Origin of the sequence: Enterobacter cloacae complex sp. S1 (assembly GCF_014930525.1) — a bacterium.
In the GTDB taxonomy this organism is placed as follows: Bacteria; Pseudomonadota; Gammaproteobacteria; order Enterobacterales; family Enterobacteriaceae; genus Enterobacter; species Enterobacter hormaechei_C.
This window is the reverse complement of record NZ_JADBRE010000005.1, coordinates 17,808-36,661: the sequence shown is the minus strand read 5'-3', so window position 1 is coordinate 36,661 and position 18,854 is coordinate 17,808. Positions and strand designations below refer to the sequence as shown.

Sequence of the window (18,854 nt, the reverse complement as noted above, 5' to 3'; positions counted from 1 at the left end):
GCATCTTAGTGTGCATCAATAAACACAATCTTCAGCACAAACAGCAGCGCCACAATAATCACGCACGGGCTAAGTTCGCGGAAGCGGCCGGTACCGATCTTCATCACGCAGTAAGAGATAAAGCCCAGCGCGATACCTTCGGTGATCGAGAAGCTGAACGGCATCATCACCGCGGTAATAAATGCCGGAACGGCTTCCGTCAGATCTTCCCACTTCACGCGCGCCAGGCTTGAGGTCATCAGCACGCCGACGTAGATCAGCGCGCCGGCTGCCGCGTATGGTGGCACCATCCCCGCCAGCGGAGAGAGGAAGATCACCAGCAGGAACAGCAGACCCACAACTACCGCAGTCAGGCCGGTACGACCGCCCACGGACACACCGGAAGAGGATTCAATGTAAGCGGTAACAGACGAGGTACCGATGAAAGAGCCTGCAACGGAAGAGATGCTATCCACATACAGCGCCTGCTTCATGCGCGGGAATTTGCCTTTTTCATCTGCCAGACCCGCTTTGTCGGTCACGCCAATCAGCGTACCGGAGGAGTCAAACAGGTTGACCAGCATGAAGGAGAAAATCACCCCGGCCAGTCCCAGGTTCAGCGAGCCCGCCAGATCAACGTGGCCAATCACGGTAGAGACGCTCGGTGGCGCAGAGACGATACCGTTGTAATGCACGTCACCCAGCATCCAGCCCAGCAGCGTGGTCACAATGATAGAGACCAGCACCGCAGCATGGATGTTGCGCGATGCCAGGATCGCGATGATAAAGAAGCCCAGCACGCCCAGCAGCACGCTGTGAGAGGTCAGGTTACCAATGCTCACCAGCGTTTCCGGGTTCGCCACGATAACGCCAGCGTTTTTCAGCCCCATCATGCCGATGAACAGACCGATACCGCTGGTGATGCCCACGCGCAGGCTCACGGGAATGTTCGCAATCATCCAGTAGCGCACGCGGAAGATGGTCAGCAGCAGCAGGCCGACCGCGCCCCAGAAAATAGCGCCCATCCCAACCTGCCACGGCAAGCCCATCGCCTGAACCACCACGAACGCAAAGAACGCATTCAGACCCATTGCCGGGGCCAGCGCCACGGGCAGATTAGCGAAAACGCCCATCAGGATGCTGCCAAGGGCCGCGATTAGACAGGTGGTTACAAAGACGGCGCTGGTGTCCATGCCAGCCACGCCCAGAATTTGTGGGTTAACGAAAACGATATAGACCATCGTCAGGAAGGTAGTAAAACCGGCGATCACTTCGGTGCGTGCCGTTGTGCCGTGCTCGCGCAGTTTGAACACGCGCTCAAGCAGCCCCTGACCAGACGTCTGGGTAGTGTGTTGTTGACTCATCATCAATTTCCGAACAAGGAGGGAAAATTCGTCGCTATCCTATACCAAAATGCGACAATAGTGGCGGTTACGGGATACTTTTTTCATTGATTTTGCTTATACGGCAACGATTGCGTCCCGGTGAACTGCCGTACGAAAACGTTAAACTTGTTAAAAGGGAAAGGCATGTCCGGAATTGAAGCGGTATTTTTCGACTGTGACGGTACGCTGGTCGACAGTGAGGTCATTTGTTCCCGCGCGTATGTCGCCATGTTCCAGGAATTTGGTATTACGCTCGATCTCGAAGAGGTGTTTAAACGCTTTAAGGGCGTGAAGCTGTACGAGATCATCGACATCATTAACGAAGAGCACGGGGTGGATCTGGTGAAAGCGGATCTGGAACCGGTGTACCGCGCCGAGGTCGCACGCCTCTTCGACGCCGAGCTGGAAGTTATCGCCGGCGCTAACGCACTGCTGGATGCGATGACGGTGCCGATCTGCGTAGTCTCTAACGGACCGGTCAGCAAAATGCAGCACTCGCTCGGCAAGCTGGAGATGTTGCACCACTTCCCGGAAAAACTGTTCAGCGGCTACGATATCCAGCGCTGGAAGCCCGATCCGGCGCTGATGTTCCACGCGGCGAAGGCGATGAACGTCAACGTGGAGAACTGCATTCTGGTGGATGACTCATCTGCCGGCGCGCAGTCAGGGATTGATGCGGGGATGGAGGTGTTTTACTTCTGCGCCGATCCGCACAACAAGCCGATCGACCATCCAAAAGTGACAACCTTTACCGATCTGGCGCAACTGCCAGCGTTGTGGAAGGCGCGCGGGTGGGATATTACGCGTTGAATTAACGTAGGGCGGGTAAGCGTTAGCGCCACCCGCCACACATATCACTCTTTCGGATCTTTACCCGCCAGCAGCTTGTCCAGCTCGTCGCCGCCCACGTGTCGGAAATCCTGCCCCTTCACGAAATAGAAAATGTATTCGCAAATGTTCTGGCAACGGTCACCGATACGCTCGATGGAGCGCGCACAGAACAGCGCGGTCAGTACGCTTGGAATGGTACGTGAATCTTCCATCATGTAGGTCATCAGCTGACGCACAATGCCTTCGTATTCCTGGTCAACTTTCTTGTCTTCACGGTAGATACGGACCGCTTCGTCCAGATCCATGCGCGCGAAAGCGTCCAGCACGTCGTGCAGCATCTGCACGGTGTGGCGCCCGAGAGACTCCAGGCTCACCAGCAGCGGCTGGTGCTGCTGGGAGAATTTCTCCAGCGCGGTACGGCAGATTTTATCCGCCACGTCACCGATACGCTCCAGCTCGGCGATGGTTTTGATGATCGCCATCACCAGACGCAGGTCGCTCGCCGTCGGCTGACGCTTCGCAATGATGCGCACGCAGGCTTCGTCGATGGCGACTTCCATCATATTGACGTTGTGGTCGCCTTCAATAACGCGCTTCGCCAGCTCGCTGTCCTGGTTGTGCATCGCCGTGATCGCATCAGAAAGCTGCTGCTCGACCATGCCGCCCATGGTCATCACCTGGGTGCGAATGCTTTCCAGCTCTGCGTTAAACTGGCCGGAAATGTGTTTATTAAGATTGAGGTTGTCCATGGTTTCTCCACATGCACTAAGGCAAATCAACCGTAGCGGCCAGTAATATAATCTTCGGTTTGTTTCTTCGCCGGACGAGTGAACAGCGCGTCCGTATCGCTGAACTCAATCAACTCGCCCAGATACATAAACGCCGTGTGGTCAGAACAACGTGCAGCCTGCTGCATGTTGTGGGTCACGATCACCACGGTGTAATCCTGCTTCAGCTCGGTGATCAGCTCTTCGATACGCCCGGTTGAGATCGGGTCCAGGGCTGAGCACGGCTCATCCAGCAGCAAGACTTCCGGGCGAATGGCGATACCGCGCGCAATGCACAGACGCTGCTGCTGACCACCGGAGAGAGAGTACCCGCTCTGGTGAAGTTTATCTTTGGTTTCGTTCCATAATGCGGCCTTGGTCAATGCCCACTGCACGCGCTCGTCCATATCCGCACGGGAGAGCTTCTCAAACAGACGCACACCAAAGGCGATGTTGTCATAGATCGACATCGGGAACGGCGTGGGTTTCTGGAATACCATCCCCACTTTCGCACGCAGCAGGGCGATATCCTGGGTATTGGTCAGGATGTTGTCACCGTCCAGCAGAATTTCACCTTCTGCGCGCTGCTCCGGATAGAGCGAATACATTTTGTTAAAGGTGCGCAGCAGCGTGGATTTGCCACAGCCGGACGGACCGATGAATGCCGTTACCTGGTTCTTTGCGATATCCAGGTTGATATTCTTCAGGGCATGGAATTTGCCGTAGTAGAAGTTCAAATCACGAACCTGAATCTTACCCGGGGCAGTATCAACCATACTCATTGACTCATTTCCTCATTCGGCGCCGCGATGTGCCGCGCCGTAAAAATTTAACCGTGTTTCTTCTTCGCGAAAATGACGCGCGCCAGAATGTTCAGCAACAGTACGCAAAGGGTGATGATCAGCACCCCGGCCCAGGCCAGCTGCTGCCATTCCGCGAATGGGCTCATCGCAAATTTAAAGATCGTCACCGGCAGGTTGGCGATCGGCTGCATCATGTCCGTGCTCCAGAACTGATTGGAGAGGGCGGTAAACAGCAGCGGTGCGGTTTCACCGGCGATACGGGCGATAGCCAGCAGGATACCGGTCATGATCCCCGAGACGGACGCTTTCAGGGTGATAGCCGAAATCATCTTCCATTTAGGCGTACCCAGCGCGTAAGCCGCTTCACGCAGGCTGTCCGGCACCAGTTTCAGCATGTTTTCAGTGGTACGAATAACGATAGGCACCTGCAACAGCGCCAGCGCAATCACACCCGCCCAGCCGGAGAAGTGTTCCATTTGCGCCACCACGATGGTGTAAACAAACAGACCCACGACAATCGACGGGGCAGAAAGCAGAATGTCGTTAATGAAGCGGATGACTTCAGCGATCCAGGACTTGCGGCCATATTCCGCCAGATAGATACCCGCCATGATGCCCAACGGCGTACCGAAAACAGTCGCCCACAGGATCAACAGGCCGCTGCCCGCCAGAGCGTTTGCCAGACCACCACCCGCCGTGTTCGGCGGCGGCGTCATCTCGGTGAACAGCGCCAGGGACATTCCATCAATACCCCGGGTGATGGTGGACATCAGTATCCAGATCAGCCAGAACAGGCCGAACGCCATCGTTGCCATGGAAAGCGTCAACGCAATGCGGTTTTTAATCCGGCGCTTTGACTGCATTTTGCGACGGGATTCCGCAAGCTGAGCGGTGTTTTGCATGTCGAGAGTTGCCATTAGCGTGCCCCCTCGTTTTTAGCCAGACGCATAATCATCAGCTTGGAGATAGCCAGCACAATAAAAGTGATAACAAACAGGATCAGACCCAGTTCCATCAGCGCGGCGACGTGCAGCCCGGATTCCGCTTCGGCAAATTCGTTCGCCAGCGCAGAGGTAATACTGTTCCCCGGCATATAAAGCGAGGCGCTGTCGAGCTGGTAGGTGTTGCCGATGATAAAGGTGACCGCCATGGTTTCACCCAGCGCGCGGCCTAAGCCCAGCATAATGCCGCCAATCACCCCGTTTTTGGTGAACGGAAGGACGATGCGCCAGATAACTTCCCAGGTGGTGCAGCCGATGCCGTAGGCGGACTCTTTCATCATCACCGGGGTTTGTTCGAAGACATCGCGCATGACCGCCGCAATGTACGGAATAATCATGATGGCGAGGATCACACCTGCCGCCAGAATGCCGATACCGAATGCCGGGCCGGAGAACAGCGCCCCCACAAACGGAATGGCAGAGAGAACGTTACCGACCGGCTCCTGGAAGTACGTCGCAAACAGCGGCGCGAAGATAAACAGGCCCCACATGCCGTAAACGATACTTGGGATGGCCGCCAGCAGTTCAATGGCGATACCCAGCGGACGTCGCAGCCAGCCTGGCGCCAGTTCCGTCAGGAACAGGGCAATACCAAAGCTCACCGGAACCGCAATCAGCAGGGCGATAAAAGAGGTCACCAGCGTGCCGTAAATCGGCACCAGCGCACCATAAATATCGTTCGGCGCATCCCACTCTTTGGTCCACAGGAAGGCGAAACCAAATTTTTGAATGCTCGGCCAGGAGGAGAAAATCAGGGACACGATAATGCCGCCCAGCAGCAATAGCACAATCAGCGCAGCCAGTTTCACCAGCGCGCTGAAAATCATGTCACCTTTTTTACCCGGAGGGTTAAATGCAGGCTTGGTTGCAGCCATAAATTACTCTTCTGTTTGAGACGTTTTTACGAATATGCCCGGCGGCGCTGACGCTTACCGGGCCTACAGAGTAAACCGTAGGGCGGGTAAGCGCAGCGCCACCCGCCATCTTCGTTAAATATATCCTGTTAGTACAGCGCTTTACCGCTGCTGTCTTTCACGTTGGTTTTCCATGCAGCACGGATCTGCTCAACCACGCTGTCTGGCAGGCTGGCGTAATCCAGATCGTTAGCCTGTTTGCCGCCATTTTTATATGCCCAGTCGAAGAACTTCAGCACTTCAGCACCCTGCTCAGGCTTCTTCTGCTCTTTGTGGACCAGAATGAAGGTGGTAGACGTGATAGGCCATGCATCGTCGCCTTTCTGGTTGGTCAGGTCCTGCGCGAAGGATTTGCTCCAGTCAGCGCCTTTCGCGGCGTTGGCGAAGTTCTCTTCGGTCGGGCTAACCGGTTTGCCGTCGGCAGAAACCAGTTTGGTGTAAGCCAGGTTGTTCTGCTTAGCGTAAGCGTATTCTACGTAACCGATGGAGCCTGGCAGACGCTGTACGAAGGCTGCGATACCGTCGTTGCCTTTACCGCCCAGACCGGTTGGCCAGTTAACGGTAGAGCCGGAACCGACTTTAGATTTCCACTCTTCGTTCACTTTCGCCAGGTAGCTGGTGAACACGAAAGAGGTACCAGAGCCGTCAGCACGACGAACCACCGCGATATTCTGCGAAGGCAGCTTAACGCCCGGGTTCAGCTTAGTGATGGCTTCGTCATCCCATTTTTTGATTTTGCCCAGGTAGATGTCACCCAGGGTTTTGCCGTCCAGCACCAGCTCGCCTGATTTCAGGCCAGGGATGTTAACAGCCAGCACAACGCCGCCGATCACGGTCGGGAACTGGAACAGGCCTTCCTGATTCAGTTTCTCATCAGACAGCGGAGCGTCGGATGCGCCGAAATCAACGGTATTCGCGGTAATTTGTTTTACGCCACCGGAGGAGCCGATACCCTGATAGTTGACCTTGTTACCGGTCTCTTTCTGGTAGGTATCCGCCCATTTGGCATACACCGGCGCAGGGAAGGTTGCACCAGCGCCAGTCAGGCTTGCTGCTGCAAAGGCAGAGAAAGCGCTCATTGATAAGGTCGCGGCGACAACAGTTGCGACAGTGGTACGCATAACTTTCATAATGTCTCCTGCAAGGATTTCGTAAATCATTGTTTAAGTGGCTACGATGAGCAAAATAGGACAAACAGGTGACAGATAAATGTACTAAATATGACAGTTTTATGACAAAGAAAGTTTCACTTAAAGAAAACCAAAAAGATCTTTAATTATCATCCACTTAAATGGAAACGTGACGGCAGGATTTCAGTAATATTTTCTTTATGTGACACTGAAAAAATAGCTGAAAATGACAGGTTGTCATAAAAAAAACTCCACCCGAAGGTGGAGTCTGAAGGAGTTATTCTACGGTAACAGACTTCGCCAGATTTCGCGGCTGGTCAACGTCGGTGCCTTTGATCAGCGCGACGTGATAAGCCAGCAGTTGCAGCGGAACGGTATAGAAGATCGGCGCAATCACCTCTTCCACATGCGGCATCTCGATGATGTGCATGTTGTCGCTGCTGGCGAAACCGGCATCTTTATCCGCAAAGACGTACAGAACACCACCACGGGCGCGCACTTCTTCGATGTTAGATTTCAGTTTTTCCAGCAGTTCGTTGTTCGGTGCCACCACGATAACCGGCATATCCGCGTCGATCAGCGCCAGCGGGCCATGTTTCAGTTCACCTGCCGCGTAAGCTTCAGCGTGAATGTAAGAGATCTCCTTCAGTTTCAGCGCGCCTTCCAGCGCAATCGGATACTGATCGCCACGCCCCAGGAACAGGGAGTGATGTTTGTCAGAGAAATCTTCCGCCAGCGCCTCAATGCGTTTGTCCTGAGACAGCATCTGCTCGATACGGCTCGGCAGCGCCTGAAGGCCATGCACAATGTCGTGTTCAACGGAGGCATCCAGACCTTTCAGACGCGCCAGTTTCGCCACCAGCATCAGCAGAACGGTTAACTGAGTGGTAAACGCCTTGGTGGAAGCCACGCCAATTTCAGTACCGGCTTTGGTCATCAGCGCCAGATCGGATTCACGTACCAGCGAAGAGCCCGGCACGTTACAGATGGCCAGCGAGCCCAGGTAACCCAACTCTTTAGACAGACGCAGCGCCGCCAGGGTATCAGCCGTTTCGCCAGACTGAGAAAGGGTGATCATCAGGCTGTTACGACGCACCGCAGATTTGCGGTAGCGGAACTCAGACGCGATTTCCACATCACACGGCACGCCCGCCAGGGATTCAAACCAGTAGCGCGAGACCATACCGGAGTTATAAGAGGTACCGCAGGCCACGATCTGAATGTGCTCGACTTTGCCCAGCAGTTCGTTGGCATTGGCGCCCAGCTCGCTCAGATCCACTTCGCCGTGGCTGATGCGCCCGGTCAGGGTGTTTTTAATGGCGTTTGGCTGTTCGTAGATCTCTTTCTGCATGTAGTGACGGTAAGCACCTTTGTCGCCCGCGTCGTATTGCAGGTTTGATTCGATCTCCTGACGCTTAACCTGCTCGCCTTTCGTGTCGAATACGGTCACGCTGCGACGTGTCACCTCGGCAATGTCTCCCTCTTCCAGGAAGATAAAGCGACGGGTAACCGGCAACAGCGCCAGCTGGTCGGAAGCGATAAAGTTTTCACCCATGCCCAGACCAATCACCATCGGACTACCGGAACGCGCGGCCAGCAGCGTGGACGGGTCGCGGGAATCCATGATCACCGTACCGTAAGCACCACGCAGCTGAGGGATAGCGCGCAGCACCGCATCACGCAGTGTACCGCCCTTTGCCAGCTCCCAGTGCACCAGGTGAGCAATCACTTCGGTGTCGGTTTCAGAGACGAAGGTATAGCCGCGCGCTTTCAGTTCTTCACGCAGCGGTTCGTGGTTTTCGATAATGCCGTTATGCACCACCACGATGTGTTCAGACACATGCGGGTGTGCGTTGCCTTCAGATGGCTCACCGTGGGTCGCCCAGCGGGTATGTGCAATACCGGTGCCACCGTGCAGCGGATGTTCTTCCGCAGCCTGGGCCAGCATCTGCACTTTACCGAGACGACGCAGACGGGTCATATGACCTTCTGCATCGACCACAGCCAGACCGGCTGAGTCGTAACCACGGTATTCCAGACGACGTAAACCTTCGAGAAGGATTTCAGCAATATCACGCTGCGCAACTGCGCCAACAATTCCACACATAGTTAGATTTCCTGATTATGGCGTTATGCCATGCGTTGTCGCTGACCTGTATTTGCCCTTTCCGGGCGCCCCGAGCCTTGTAGAGAGTGGGGTTATTTTTATGGGTACTGCTTGTGGGGGGAGATATATATTTATCTCCTCTCCCGGGTTTGCCTGATGTCGGCTACGCCTTATCAGGCCTACTCAATCGTAGGGCGGGTAAGCATAGCGCCACCCGCCTTGTTGTTACTTCTTCTTCACCGGGCGTTTCCAGCCCTGCTTGCTGACCTGCGGCACACGGCTTAACACCAGCTCGTTCTCGGCCACATCGCGCGTAACGGTTGTCCCGGCGGCAATGGTCACGCCTTTGCCCACGGTGACGGGCGCCACCAGCTGGGTATCGGAGCCTACAAACACATCATCACCGATGATGGTTTTAAACTTATTGGCACCGTCATAGTTACAGGTGATGGTTCCAGCACCGATGTTTACGTTGTCGCCAATTTCCGCATCGCCCAGATAGGTCAGATGACCGGCTTTCGAGCCCTTACCCAGACGCGCTTTTTTCATTTCCACAAAGTTACCTACGTGAGCGCCTTCCAGCAGCTCAGCGCCCGGGCGCAGACGCGCAAACGGGCCGATGGTACATGCCGCCTCAAGATGGGCATCTTCCACCACGCTGTACGGGCTGATTTCGCAGTCGTCACCGATCACGCTGTTTTTAATCACGCAGCCAGTGCCGATTTTGACGCGGTTGCCCAGCGTGACGTTACCTTCCAGGATAACGTTAGTATCTATTTCAACGTCGCGCCCGTGGGTCAGCGTGCCACGCAGATCGAAACGCGCCGGATCGCGCAGCATAACGCCCGCGAGCAACAGCTTTTCTGCCTGCTCGGACTGGTAAATACGCTCCAGGCGAGAAAGCTGGAGACGGTTGTTTACCCCGTCCGTTTCGCTGATACGAGCCGGGTGAACGGCGGCAATCTCACGCCCTTCCTGGTACGCCATCGCAATGATGTCGGTGATGTAGTATTCACCCTGCGCGTTGTTATTGTTGAGTCTGGACAGCCAGCGCTTCATATCCGCACCGTTCGCAATCAGGATGCCGGTGTTGATCTCCTGAATCTGGCGCTGTTCGTCAGTGGCATCTTTATGCTCAACAATCCCGGTTACCTTGCCGTTTTCACGCGTAATGCGGCCATAGCCGGTTGGATCGTCCAGCACGACGGTCAACAAACCGATGCCGCCCTGCGGTTTGGCTTCACGCAGGCGAGTGAGGGTTTCAACGGAGATCAGCGGGACGTCGCCGTAGAGCATCAGGATATCTTCATCATCAGCGAAGAAGGGTGCAGCCTGCTGCATCGCATGGCCTGTACCCAACTGTTCTGCCTGTAGCACCCAGTTGAGATTGTCGTCATGCAGCGTTTTTTTCAGCAGATCGCCGCCATGTCCATAAACCAGATGCACCTGGCTGGCGCCTAATTCATTCGCTGCATCAATAACATGCTGAACCATTGGCTTTCCTGCCAGCGTGTGGAGCACCTTAGGCAGATCGGAATACATGCGGGTACCTTTGCCTGCGGCAAGGATCACCACGCTCATCGCACTGTTTAACATACGCATCCTGACGGTAGTTTGTGTGAGAAGTAAAAACGTTTGATGCTTAAAATTCTACATCTTTTTCATCATGAATTAAGGCCGAAAAAAAAAGCCAGCCTGGGATCCAGACTGGCTTTTGTGCTTTTCAAGCCGGTGTTACATCGCTTTTTTGGTCAACTCGATAACGCGCAGTTTCGCGATCGCTTTGGCCAGCTCCGCAGACGCCTGAGCGTAATCCACGTCACCATGAGAGCTGCTAATGTGCTCTTCAGCCTTACGCTTCGATTCCAGGGCTCGCGCTTCGTCGAGATCCTGGCCACGAATAGCGGTATCGGCCAGAACGGTCACACTGCCTGGCTGCACTTCAAGAATGCCGCCGGACAGATAGATAAACTCTTCATGACCGAACTGTTTAACGATGCGGATCATACCAGGCTTAATGGCGGTGAGCAGCGGTGCGTGACCCGGGAAAATACCCAGTTCACCTTCACTACCCGTTACCTGGATTTTCTCGACCAGACCAGAGAACATTTGTTGCTCTGCGCTGACGACGTCCAGGTGGTAAGTCATTGCCATATCACCCTCCGATTAAGGCGTTAAAGTTTTTTGGCTTTTTCCACGGCTTCTTCGATGGAACCAACCATGTAGAACGCCTGCTCTGGCAGGTGATCGTATTCGCCTTCCATGATGCCTTTAAAGCCACGGATGGTGTCTTTCAGGGAAACGTATTTACCAGGTGCACCGGTGAATACTTCCGCAACGAAGAACGGCTGGGAGAGGAAGCGCTGGATCTTACGCGCACGTGCTACCACCAGTTTGTCTTCTTCTGACAGTTCATCCATACCCAGGATGGCGATGATGTCTTTCAGTTCCTGATAACGTTGCAGCAGGGACTGTACGCCACGCGCGGTGTCGTAGTGCTCCTGGCCAACAACCAGTGGATCCAGCTGACGGCTGGTGGAGTCCAGCGGGTCAACGGCCGGGTAGATACCCAGAGACGCGATCTGACGGCTCAGTACCACGGTTGCATCTAAGTGAGCAAAGGTGGTGGCTGGGGATGGGTCAGTCAAGTCATCCGCAGGTACGTATACCGCCTGAACGGAGGTGATAGAACCGGTTTTGGTAGAGGTGATACGTTCCTGAAGAACACCCATCTCTTCCGCCAGCGTAGGCTGATAACCTACCGCTGAAGGCATACGACCCAGCAGTGCAGATACTTCAGTACCGGCCAGGGTGTAACGGTAGATGTTATCAACGAACAGCAGAACGTCACGACCTTCGTCACGGAACTTCTCAGCCATGGTCAGGCCGGTCAGCGCAACGCGCAGACGGTTTCCTGGTGGCTCGTTCATCTGGCCGTAAACCAGGGATACTTTATCCAGAACGTTGGAGTCGGTCATTTCGTGGTAGAAGTCGTTACCCTCACGAGTACGTTCACCCACGCCCGCAAACACGGAGTAACCGGAGTGCTCGATCGCGATGTTACGGATCAGCTCCATCATGTTTACGGTTTTACCTACACCCGCACCACCGAACAGACCGACTTTACCGCCCTTCGCGAACGGACACATCAGGTCGATAACTTTGATGCCGGTTTCCAGCAGTTCCTGAGAGCTGGACAGCTCTTCGTAGGAAGGTGCCGCGCGGTGGATAGCCCAACGCTCTTCTTCACCGATGTCGCCTTTCATGTCGATTGGCTGACCCAATACGTTCATGATACGACCCAGTGTTGCTTTACCTACCGGGACTTCGATCGGGTGCTCAAGGTCTTTTACTTCCAGACCACGACGCAGACCGTCGGAAGAACCCATGGCGATGGTACGCACGATACCGCCGCCGAGCTGCTGCTGAACTTCCAGCACCAGGCTCTCGTTACCATTCTGTACCTCAAGCGCGTCGTACACGCGTGGTACGGCGTCCTGAGGGAACTCGACGTCCACCACGGCGCCGATTACCTGGACAATCTTTCCAGTAGCCATCTTGAATCCTCTACGTAATTCGTAAACCTGGTTAAACCGCGGCGGCCCCCGAGACGATCTCGGTGAGTTCCTGAGTAATGCTGGCCTGACGAGCTTTGTTGTAAACCAACTGCAGCTCTTTAATCAGGCTGCCGCCATTATCGGTCGCGGCTTTCATCGCCACCATTCGTGCGGCCTGCTCGCTGGCCAGGTTTTCTACAACGCCCTGATAAACCTGAGATTCAACGTAACGACGCAGCAGGGTATCCAGCAGCGGTTTCGGATCGGGTTCATACAGGTAATCCCAGGCTTTCTGTTTCAGCTCGTCATCTTCTGATGCCGGTAACGGCAGCATCTGAGTGAGCGTAGGCACCTGAGACATGGTGTTAATAAATTTGTTGCTGACAACGTACAGTCTGTCCAGACGGCCTTCATCGTAGGCCTGCAACATCACTTTAACCGGGCCGATCAGTTCGGACAGGGACGGGTTATCACCCATCCCGGTCACCTGAGCGACAATGTTGCCGCCAACGGAGTTAAAGAAAGAGACGCCTTTAGAGCCAATCAGTGCCAGATCGCACTGAACGCCTTTATCGGACCAGCCTTTCATATCCGCCAGCAGTTTTTTGAACAGGTTAATGTTCAAGCCGCCACACAGACCACGGTCAGTCGACACCACCAGGTAGCCCACGCGCTTAACGTCGCGTTCTTCCAGGTAAGGGTGCTTATATTCCAGATTACCGTTTGCAAGGTGACCAATCACTTTGCGCATGGTCTCTGCATAAGGACGGCTGGCCGCCATGCGATCCTGCGATTTACGCATTTTGGAAGCGGCGACCATCTCCATCGCTTTAGTGATCTTTTGCGTGTTCTGGACGCTTGCGATCTTACTACGTATCTCTTTTGCGCCGGCCATGAGCTTCTCCTCAATGCCAGACGGCTTGTCCTGAGACAAGCCGCCGGACGATTACCAGGATTGGGTTGCTTTGAAGGAATCGAGGATAGCTTTCAGCTTGCCTTCGATTTCGTCGTTATAGCCACCGGTCTGGTTGATCTCTTGCATCAGCGGAGCGTGATCACGGTCGACGTAAGCCAGCAGAGCGGCTTCGAAGCTACCGATTTTCGCCAGTTCCACATCTTCGAGGTAACCGCGTTCAGCCGCGAACAGTACCAGGCCCTGCTGAGCAACAGACATTGGCGCGTACTGTTTCTGCTTCAGCAGCTCGGTCACTTTCTGACCGTGGCTCAGCTGTTTACGGGTTGCTTCGTCCAGATCGGATGCGAACTGAGAGAACGCAGCCAGTTCACGATACTGTGCCAGCGCGGTACGGATACCACCGGACAGTTTCTTGATGATCTTGGTCTGAGCAGCACCACCCACACGGGATACGGAGATACCCGGGTTAACCGCCGGACGAATACCGGAGTTAAACAGGTTGGTTTCCAGGAAGATCTGACCATCGGTAATGGAGATTACGTTGGTCGGAACGAACGCAGAAACGTCACCCGCCTGGGTTTCAATGATCGGCAGAGCGGTCAGAGAACCTGTTTTACCCTTCACTTCACCTTTGGTGAAGTTCTCGACGTATTCCGCGTTAACGCGGGAAGCACGCTCCAGCAGACGAGAGTGGAGGTAAAATACGTCGCCCGGGAATGCTTCACGTCCTGGTGGACGACGGAGCAGCAGGGAAACCTGACGATAAGCAACGGCCTGTTTAGACAGGTCATCGTATACGATCAGCGCATCTTCACCGCGGTCACGGAAGTATTCGCCCATTGCGCAACCGGCGTATGGCGCCAGGTATTGCAGTGCAGCAGATTCAGACGCGGTTGCTACCACAACGATGGTGTTAGACAGTGCGCCGTGCTCTTCCAGTTTACGAACCACGTTGGAAATGGTGGACGCTTTCTGGCCGATAGCCACGTACACACATTTGATGCCGGAGTCACGCTGGTTGATGATGGCGTCGATAGCCATCGCGGTTTTACCGGTCTGACGGTCACCGATGATCAGTTCACGCTGACCACGACCGATTGGGATCATGGCGTCAACGGACTTATAACCCGTCTGCACTGGCTGATCAACGGACTGACGGTCGATAACGCCTGGTGCGATAACTTCGATTGGGGAGAAGCCATCGTGCTCAACCGGACCTTTACCGTCGATTGGCGCACCCAGGGTGTTAACAACGCGACCCAGCAGGCCACGGCCAACCGGTACTTCCAGAATACGGCCAGTACACTTAACCTTCATGCCTTCGGCGAGGTCAGCGTATGGACCCATCACAACGGCACCTACGGAGTCGCGCTCCAGGTTCAGTGCGATAGCGTAACGGTTACCCGGCAGGGAAATCATCTCACCCTGCATACAATCGGCCAGGCCGTGAATGCGGATAACACCGTCACTTACAGAAACAATAGTACCTTCGTTGTGAGCTTCACTCACAACATTGAACTGAGCAATGCGCTGCTTGATCAGTTCGCTGATTTCGGTGGAATTCAGTTGCATGCTCCAGTCCCCTTAAGACTGCAAGACGTCTGCAAGGCGTTCAAGACGGCCGCGTACGCTGCCATCAATGACCATATCACCCGAGCGGATGATTACGCCTGCCATTACAGACTTATCGATTTTGCAATTCAGCTTAACTTTGCGTGACAGACGTTTTTCCATCGCGGCGGTGATTTTCGCAAGCTGTTCGTCACTCAGTTCAGTCGCAGAAGTTACTTCAACTTCAGCGGTAGCTTCACTAAGGGCACGTAAGTGCTCAAACTGCTCGAGAACATCCGGGAGCACACGGAGACGACCATTTTCCGCCATCACCTTAATCAGGTTCTGGCCGTTGGCATCCAGTTGCTCTCCGCACACGGCGATAAACGACGCGGCGAGGGTTTCAGGCGCTAACGCACCAGAAAGCAACTCGGCCATTTGTTCGTTTTTCGTCACCTCAGCGGCAAACGCCAGCATATTCTGCCAGCGATCGACATTTTGGTGTTCGACAGCAAAGTCAAAAGCTGCTTTGGCGTAGGGGCGAGCTACCGTAACAAATTCAGACATCAGCCCCTCCCTCCTTACAGTTCAGCGACAAGTTTGTCCACGATGTCGCTGTTAGCAGCTTCATCCACGGAACGTTCGATGATCTTCTCGGCGCCAGCAACAGCCAGAATCGCAACCTGCTTACGCAGTTCTTCACGAGCACGTTTACGCTCAGCTTCAATTTCAGCCTGAGCCTGTGTCACGATCTTAGTACGTTCCTGTTCTGCTTCAGCTTTGGCTTCGTCCAGGATCTGAGAACGGCGTTTGTTAGCCTGTTCAATGATTACCTGAGCTTCAGCTTTCGCTTTTTTCAGCTGGTCTGTCGCGTTGGCCTGTGCAAGGTCCAAATCTTTCTTAGCGCGTTCTGCGGAAGCCAGACCGTCAGCAATTTCTTTCTGACGTTTTTCGATGGCAGCCATTAAAGGCGGCCATACATACTTCATGCAGAACCAGACAAAGAGAATAAACGCGATGGCCTGGCCGAGGATTGTTGCGTTCATGTTCACAGCACAATACCTCTTAAATTTCTGTGGCTTGGGGTTTTAAAACAACTACTACGCGACAGCAAACATCACGTACAGACCCAGACCTACAGCGATCATTGGGATTGCATCCACCAGACCCATAACGATAAAGAACTGAGTACGCAGCAGAGGAATCAGATCAGGTTGACGCGCTGCGCCTTCCAGGAATTTGCCCCCGAGGATGCCGATACCGATCGCAGCACCGATAGCCGCCAGACCCATCATCACAGCGGCAGCCATGTACAGCAGATCCATATTCAGGTTTTCCATGACAGTCTCCAGTTTGTTTCAATTAAAACGTAGTAGTGTTGGTAAAAAATCAGTGCTCTTCAGACGCCATCGACAGATAGACGATCGTCAGAACCATGAAGATAAAGGCTTGCAGCGTAATGATCAGGATGTGGAAAATGGCCCATGGCACATTCAGAATCCACTGTGACCACCACGGCAGAAGACCCGCGATCAGAATGAAAATCAGCTCACCCGCATACATGTTGCCGAACAGTCGCAGACCCAGTGAAACAGGTTTGGACAGCAGGCTAACGCCTTCCAGGATCAGGTTGACCGGAATAAACGCCCAGTGGTTGAACGGCTGCAAGGTAAGCTCTTTCACAAAGCCGCTTACGCCTTTCATTTTGATGCTGTAGAACAGAATGAGGATAAATACGCCCAGCGCCATCGACAGGGTGATGTTCACGTCGGCAGACGGAACCACGCGCAGTGCAGGCAGGCCGAGTACGTGCTCACCGATCCAAGGTAAGAAATCGATAGGCAGGAGGTCCATCAGGTTCATCAGGAAGACCCAAACGAACACGGTCAGGGCCAGCGGAGCAATCAGTTTGCTCTTACCATGGTACATGTCTTTCACGCTGCCATGGACGAAGCCGATGATCATCTCGATGAACGTCTGGAATTTCCCTGGAACACCGCTGGTCGCCTTTTTAGCAACGCTGCGGAACATGGCCAGGAACAGAAGACCCAAAACCACCGAGAAGAACATGGAGTCGATGTTGATCGTCCAGAAGGTGGCCGGGGGGTTATGTGGATCCACCAGCGAGAATGTACGCAGGTCCAGCTGAAGGTTATTCAGATGGTGACCTATGTAATCCTGCGGCGTCATATTTTCTGAAGCCATGATGCCTTTTACCCTTTGTTATTGATTACAGCTGGAGCCAGAACTTGTACCACCAGCACCAAAACCCACGTTGCTATCAGCGGCATGAATACCACTTTCAAAACCGCCAGCGCCATCACCAGTAGAGCAAAGGTCAGCAACACCTTACACACTTCGCCGAGAGCGAAGGACCAGGCCACGCGGCCTTTGGCGGGTGTATGCGCCTGATGACGCCAGGCAAAAATCATAAACAACACGTTTGGCAGAACCACCGCCAAACCGCCGCACGCGGCGGAGATGCCCCAGAAGGGGTCTTTGAGGCTAAACAGCAGTCCACTTGCTATCACAGCCAGAAACTGAATGAACAGAAGCTTACGAGCAACGTTTCTACTCAAGAGCGACACAGACATCACGTTTTTACTCCTGCTCCCTTCGAGGTATGCCGCGTGTCGTATAAAACGTCCTTTAAGGCTCAGAGTCAAGCATCAAAAAGCGGTCAAATTATACGGTGCGTACCCGTGATTTCAAACATTAAGTAGCGAAAAGGTGAATAAATGTTTAAATATTTTTCCCCAGTCCTATTTTTCAACTTTTGACCTAAGTGCCGACCTTCAGGCAAAACTGCAAACAGCGCGGAAACGTTGGTGATAAAGCGTGCACGAGATCACAAAATACACATTTGCGATAAAGTGGTATTTATCAAAGACGTAAAACGATTTATTTCATCTGTATGAAATTAAAGCAAAAAAATCGCAACTATTTTTAAAACAGACCCGTATACAACAAAAACCTTTTATTGACATTCTTAATAAATATTTAACATTCCATTCTTGTTGCCTTTACCCACTTTTAGCAGGCTGATATTTTCATGGTTGATTATCCTCAGAGTGAACAACTCACTTCAGGTTAACCATAAGAAAACCCATGGTAACAACAAGGTTAAATTAACAACGGCCAAAACAGACGGGATGTGCTGCTTTTTAACACGATCAGAACAGCACAAATTCCACATTTTTTATTAATTTTTAAAAAGTGTTTGGCTTAATTATCACCAGATGACGCTCACCTTCGAGCTGAGGGATCTGAAGTTTCTCAATGGATTCGACAGCAAAACCGTCCGGAAGCAGCTCGATTTCGTCCCCCGGAAGTTGCCCTTTCAGCGCATAAAAACGCCCCTTCTCCGCCGGCAGGTGTTTGCACCAGCTCACCATGTCATTGAGTGACGCAAATGCGCGGCTGATAACGCCGTCAAACGGTGGCTCAGCCGGGAACTCCTCTACCCTGCTCTGCACGGGCGTGATGTTTTCCAGCTTCAGCTCATGCTGGACCTGGCGTAAAAAGCGTACGCGCTTACCCAGGCTGTCCAGCAGCGTGAATTGACTCTCCGGTCGAACAATAGACAACGGAACGCCCGGCAAGCCCGGGCCGGTGCCCACGTCGATAAAACGTTCCCCGTTCAGATATGGCGCCACGACGATGCTATCGAGAATATGGCGAATCAGCATCTCGTTGGGATCGCGTACGGAGGTGAGGTTGTACGCTTTATTCCATTTGTTCAGCATATCGACATAGGCCACCAGCTGATTTTTCTGGTGATCGGTGAGCGAAATACCTGCCTGTTCCAGCAGACGAGAGAGTTTATTGAGCACGGTGGATACCTGTTGAGAAACTTAAGTGGCGGGTGGCGCTTCGCTAACCCGCCCTACGGGTTCAGTAGGCCCGGTAAGCG

General features: G+C 53.7%; 19 protein-coding genes. 1 reads left to right on the top strand and 18 read right to left on the bottom strand.

Annotation, left to right across the window (positions count from 1 at the left end; genetic code table 11):
- Positions 1 to 5: 5 nt before the first annotated feature.
- Positions 6 to 1,343, bottom strand: coding sequence for an adenine permease AdeP (gene adeP, locus IM290_RS05335; RefSeq protein WP_017383704.1), 1,338 nt, complete (start codon positions 1,341 to 1,343; stop codon positions 6 to 8).
- Positions 1,344 to 1,508: 165 nt separating this feature from the next.
- Between adeP and yieH the strand changes: the two genes are divergently transcribed.
- Positions 1,509 to 2,174, top strand: a complete 666-nt coding sequence (gene yieH / locus IM290_RS05330) for a 6-phosphogluconate phosphatase (RefSeq protein ID WP_017383705.1) — start codon at positions 1,509 to 1,511, stop codon at positions 2,172 to 2,174.
- A gap of 44 nt (positions 2,175 to 2,218) precedes the next feature.
- On the opposite strand, the gene phoU is transcribed toward yieH, so the two are convergent.
- From phoU to rsmG, 17 genes are all read right to left on the bottom strand, one after another.
- Positions 2,219 to 2,944: a phosphate signaling complex protein PhoU gene (gene phoU / locus IM290_RS05325; protein ID WP_003861153.1), complete on the bottom strand. Its 726-nt coding sequence runs from the start codon at positions 2,942 to 2,944 to the stop codon at positions 2,219 to 2,221.
- Positions 2,945 to 2,970: 26 nt separating this feature from the next.
- Complete coding sequence (pstB, locus tag IM290_RS05320; protein ID WP_003861154.1) at positions 2,971 to 3,744, bottom strand: phosphate ABC transporter ATP-binding protein PstB; 774 nt, start codon at positions 3,742 to 3,744, stop codon at positions 2,971 to 2,973.
- Between the two features lie 47 nt (positions 3,745 to 3,791).
- Entirely contained in the window at positions 3,792 to 4,682 is an 891-nt protein-coding gene (gene pstA, locus IM290_RS05315) for a phosphate ABC transporter permease PstA (protein WP_003861156.1), read from the bottom strand.
- Complete coding sequence (gene pstC / locus IM290_RS05310) at positions 4,682 to 5,641, bottom strand: phosphate ABC transporter permease PstC (protein WP_015570141.1); 960 nt, start codon at positions 5,639 to 5,641, stop codon at positions 4,682 to 4,684. The genes pstA and pstC overlap by 1 nt, the downstream gene beginning before the upstream one ends.
- A 128-nt stretch (positions 5,642 to 5,769) precedes the next feature.
- Entirely contained in the window at positions 5,770 to 6,810 is a 1,041-nt protein-coding gene (pstS, locus tag IM290_RS05305; protein ID WP_017383706.1) for a phosphate ABC transporter substrate-binding protein PstS, read from the bottom strand.
- Positions 6,811 to 7,087: 277 nt separating this feature from the next.
- Complete coding sequence (gene glmS / locus IM290_RS05300; protein WP_015570148.1) at positions 7,088 to 8,917, bottom strand: glutamine--fructose-6-phosphate transaminase (isomerizing); 1,830 nt, start codon at positions 8,915 to 8,917, stop codon at positions 7,088 to 7,090.
- Between the two features lie 225 nt (positions 8,918 to 9,142).
- A complete protein-coding gene (gene glmU, locus IM290_RS05295) occupies positions 9,143 to 10,513 on the bottom strand; it encodes a bifunctional UDP-N-acetylglucosamine diphosphorylase/glucosamine-1-phosphate N-acetyltransferase GlmU (protein WP_032652020.1) in 1,371 nt (456 codons plus the stop codon).
- A gap of 138 nt (positions 10,514 to 10,651) precedes the next feature.
- On the bottom strand, positions 10,652 to 11,071 hold the full coding sequence (locus IM290_RS05290) for a F0F1 ATP synthase subunit epsilon (RefSeq protein ID WP_006177560.1): 420 nt from the start codon (positions 11,069 to 11,071) through the stop codon (positions 10,652 to 10,654).
- A 20-nt stretch (positions 11,072 to 11,091) separates the two neighbouring features.
- On the bottom strand, positions 11,092 to 12,474 hold the full coding sequence (gene atpD / locus IM290_RS05285; protein WP_015570150.1) for a F0F1 ATP synthase subunit beta: 1,383 nt from the start codon (positions 12,472 to 12,474) through the stop codon (positions 11,092 to 11,094).
- Positions 12,475 to 12,505: 31 nt separating this feature from the next.
- Positions 12,506 to 13,369 carry a F0F1 ATP synthase subunit gamma gene (gene atpG / locus IM290_RS05280; protein WP_003862364.1) on the bottom strand — a complete coding sequence of 288 codons (864 nt, stop codon included), beginning with the start codon at positions 13,367 to 13,369 and terminating at the stop codon, positions 12,506 to 12,508.
- Positions 13,370 to 13,420: 51 nt separating this feature from the next.
- Complete coding sequence (gene atpA / locus IM290_RS05275; RefSeq protein WP_003862367.1) at positions 13,421 to 14,962, bottom strand: F0F1 ATP synthase subunit alpha; 1,542 nt, start codon at positions 14,960 to 14,962, stop codon at positions 13,421 to 13,423.
- A 12-nt stretch (positions 14,963 to 14,974) separates the two neighbouring features.
- On the bottom strand, positions 14,975 to 15,508 hold the full coding sequence (gene atpH, locus IM290_RS05270; protein ID WP_003862369.1) for a F0F1 ATP synthase subunit delta: 534 nt from the start codon (positions 15,506 to 15,508) through the stop codon (positions 14,975 to 14,977).
- A gap of 14 nt (positions 15,509 to 15,522) precedes the next feature.
- Positions 15,523 to 15,993, bottom strand: a complete 471-nt coding sequence (gene atpF, locus IM290_RS05265) for a F0F1 ATP synthase subunit B (protein ID WP_003862370.1) — start codon at positions 15,991 to 15,993, stop codon at positions 15,523 to 15,525.
- A gap of 48 nt (positions 15,994 to 16,041) precedes the next feature.
- Positions 16,042 to 16,281 carry a F0F1 ATP synthase subunit C gene (atpE, locus tag IM290_RS05260; protein ID WP_000429386.1) on the bottom strand — a complete coding sequence of 80 codons (240 nt, stop codon included), beginning with the start codon at positions 16,279 to 16,281 and terminating at the stop codon, positions 16,042 to 16,044.
- 49 nt (positions 16,282 to 16,330) lie between these two features.
- Positions 16,331 to 17,146 (bottom strand): F0F1 ATP synthase subunit A, encoded by an 816-nt coding sequence (gene atpB / locus IM290_RS05255; RefSeq protein ID WP_003862373.1) that lies wholly within the window; start codon positions 17,144 to 17,146, stop codon positions 16,331 to 16,333.
- Positions 17,147 to 17,154: 8 nt separating this feature from the next.
- Positions 17,155 to 17,535, bottom strand: coding sequence for a F0F1 ATP synthase subunit I (gene atpI / locus IM290_RS05250; protein WP_003862375.1), 381 nt, complete (start codon positions 17,533 to 17,535; stop codon positions 17,155 to 17,157).
- A gap of 615 nt (positions 17,536 to 18,150) precedes the next feature.
- Positions 18,151 to 18,774 carry a 16S rRNA (guanine(527)-N(7))-methyltransferase RsmG gene (gene rsmG / locus IM290_RS05245; protein ID WP_017383708.1) on the bottom strand — a complete coding sequence of 208 codons (624 nt, stop codon included), beginning with the start codon at positions 18,772 to 18,774 and terminating at the stop codon, positions 18,151 to 18,153.
- Positions 18,775 to 18,854: the final 80 nt, after the last annotated feature.